General features: G+C 69.4%; 3 protein-coding genes. 2 read left to right on the top strand and 1 reads right to left on the bottom strand.

Translation table 11 applies throughout. The features are described from left to right. The coding region (locus tag ACFU6K_RS35695) for a Ku protein (protein WP_380670293.1) at positions 1 to 773 on the bottom strand (773 nt) is incomplete at its 3' end. Positions 774 to 919: 146 nt separating this feature from the next. On the opposite strand from ACFU6K_RS35695, the gene ACFU6K_RS35690 reads away from it, so the two are divergent. Together ACFU6K_RS35690 and ACFU6K_RS35685 are read left to right on the top strand one after the other, a co-directional pair. Then, positions 920 to 1,159 (top strand): hypothetical protein, encoded by a 240-nt coding sequence (locus tag ACFU6K_RS35690; protein ID WP_380670291.1) that lies wholly within the window; start codon positions 920 to 922, stop codon positions 1,157 to 1,159. Positions 1,160 to 1,424: 265 nt separating this feature from the next. After that, entirely contained in the window at positions 1,425 to 2,870 is a 1,446-nt protein-coding gene (locus tag ACFU6K_RS35685; protein WP_380670289.1) for an amino acid permease, read from the top strand. Positions 2,871 to 2,872: the final 2 nt, after the last annotated feature.

Raw genomic sequence — 2,872 nt, 5'->3', positions numbered from 1 at the left:
CCCTTGGCCTGCTTGAGGCTGCTGCGCAGCGCCTCCATCAGGTCGATCACGTTGTCCGGCGCCTCGCCCGGCTCCTCCTCGTGCGGGACCTCGACGCCCTCCAGCCGCGCGGTGATCACCTGTTGCAGCGCCTGCTGGTAGTCGTCGTGCAGCTGGGACAGGTCGAAGTCCTCGGAGAGGGTGTCCATCAGCGACCGCGCCATCTTGAGCTCCTGCGGCCGGACGGCGACGTCGCCCTCGGGCGCGATGCCGGCCGCCGGGCGGACCTCGTCGGGCCAGATGCAGGTCTGGAGCACCAGGGTGTTGTCGTGCACCCGCAGCACCGCGGGCGACTCCCGGGTGCGCAGCGCGATCTTGGTGACGGCGATCTGCCCGGAGTCGGTGAGCGCGTCGCGCAGCAGCGCGTACGGCTTGGCGGCGGCCTTGTCGGCGACGCCCACGTAGTAGGCCTTGGAGAACATCAGCGGGTCGATCTCGCCCTCGTCCACGAAGGCCAGCACGTCGATGATCTTCTTGCTGGGCAGCGGCAGGTCGGCGAGGTCCTCGTCGGAGAGCGTGACGGTCCGCCCGTCGGGGGACTCGTACCCCTTGGCGATCTCCGCGTACGGGACCTCCTTCTCCTCCCGCTCGCAGTACCGCTTCATCCGCACCCGGCCGCCGTCCTTGGCGTGCACCTGGTGCAGCGGGACGTCGTGCTCCTGGGTCGCGGAGTACAGGTGGACGGGGATGCTGACCAGCCCGAAGCTGATCGTCCCCTTCCAGGTGGTCTGCATGGGGTCGCTCCTGACCGGCGCCGGGAGCCGGCCGGCACCGAGAACGCTCGGGATGCTCCTACGGCATGTCCCGAGAGTCCCACTGTGCTCTGGTTTGCCCCGATCGTCCACAGCGCGCCGACAATGGGCCGAGGAGGTCGACGCGGATGACCATCCGGAGCCGGGAGAACCGGCAGGACCAGCGGGACCAGGTGCCGCCGCCGGAGCGGTACGGCTACCTGGTGACGTACGCGGTGCGGGGCGAGCCCGGCGTACGGCGCGCGGAAGTCACACTGCTGCCCGGATACTCGCAGGAGGACGACATCCCCCGGATCCTCGCCGCCCGGCTGACCGGGCGGCCGGCGGACGAGGCGTCGATCACCGTCCTCGACGTGCGGCCGATCTGACCGGCCACCCGCGGGCGATTTGAGCCCCAACAGAGCTTGGCAGCCTTCCCGAATGCTGACGATGCGTCAGATTTGAGGTTTCCATACCACCTTTCCACCCACCCCGACCAGGCCTTTTCCGTCCGTTGAGCGAACAGTTACCAAAGGATTGTTCCGATACTCGGGCGTAGAAGTTAGGTTGCGACGCAATGCGCGGGTCAGTCCCCCACCCTCGGCGCGACGAGCCGAGGGACACGCCGCGCGGGAAAGGCACAGGGCACCCTAGATGAGTGCGGACACCACCAAGCCCACGGCGACGGCCACCAAGCTCCCCCACCAGACCGGGCCGATCGGCCACGGCGGCGACGGCCATCTGAAGGCCGGGCTCAAGAACCGCCACCTGTCGATGATCGCCATCGGCGGCGTGATCGGCGCCGGCCTGTTCGTCGGCTCCGGCGCGGGCATCGCGACCACCGGCCCGGGCATCCTGCTCTCCTACGCCATGGCCGGCGTGCTGGTCGTCCTGGTGATGCGGATGCTCGGCGAGATGGCCGCGGCCGACCCGCAGAGCGGCTCGTTCTCGGCGTACGCGGACCGGGCGCTCGGCCGCTGGGCCGGGTTCAGCATCGGCTGGCTGTACTGGTTCTTCTGGGTCGTGGTGCTCGCGGTCGAGGCGACGGCCGGCGCGAAGATCCTCAACAACTGGGTGCCGGGCGTCCCCCAGTGGGGCTGGGCCCTGATAGTCATGGCGGTGCTGACCGCCACCAACCTCTTCTCGGTGGCCTCCTACGGCGAGTTCGAGTTCTGGTTCGCCGGGATCAAGGTGGTCGCGATCGCCGCGTTCCTGGTGATCGGCACCCTCGCCGCCTTCGGCCTGCTGCCGGGCACCCACGCGGTCGGCACCAGCAACCTCACCGGCCACGGCGGGTTCCTGCCGCACGGGGTGGGGGCGGTGTTCACCGGCATGCTCACCGTGGTCTTCGCCTTCATGGGCAGCGAGATCGTGACCCTGGCCGCCGGCGAGTCGGAGAACCCGGAGAAGGCGGTCTCCAAGGCCACCAACAGCGTGATCTGGCGGATCGGGATCTTCTACCTGGGCTCGATCCTGCTGGTGGTCTCCCTGCTGCCCTGGGACTCCGCCGACGTCAAGGCGAGCCCGTACGTGGCGGTGCTGGACCACATCGGCATCCCGGGCGCCGGCCAGGTGATGGACGTGATCGTGCTGACGGCGGTGCTGTCCTGCCTCAACTCGGGGATGTACACGGCCTCCCGGATGGCGTTCTCGCTGGGCCAGCGCGGGGACGCGCCCAAGGCCTTCGCCACGGTGACCTCGCGCGGCGTGCCGCGGGTGGCGATCCTCTCCTCGGTGGTCTTCGGCTTCGTCGCGGTGTTCTTCAACTACACCTCGCCGGACACCGTGTTCGCCTTCCTGCTCAACTCCTCCGGCGCCGTCGCGCTCTTCGTCTGGCTGGTGATCTGCGCGACGCAGCTGCGGATGCGCAGGATCATCGAGCGCGAGATGCCCGAGCGGCACACCGTCCGGATGTGGCTGTACCCGTACCTGACCTGGACGGCCATGGGCATGATCGGGTTCGTCATGGCGTACATGTTCACCGACGCCGACGGACGCAAGCAGATGTACCTGTCGCTGGTCGCCGCAGCCATCGTGCTGGCGGCCTCGGCCGTGGTGGGCCGACGGCGGCGGGCCGCGCTGGCGGCGGCGGGCTCCTGACC

The organism is Kitasatospora sp. NPDC057512 (assembly GCF_042802135.1).
GTDB lineage: Bacteria > Actinomycetota > Actinomycetes > Streptomycetales > Streptomycetaceae > Kitasatospora.
This window is presented reverse-complemented; position numbering and strand designations above follow the sequence as displayed.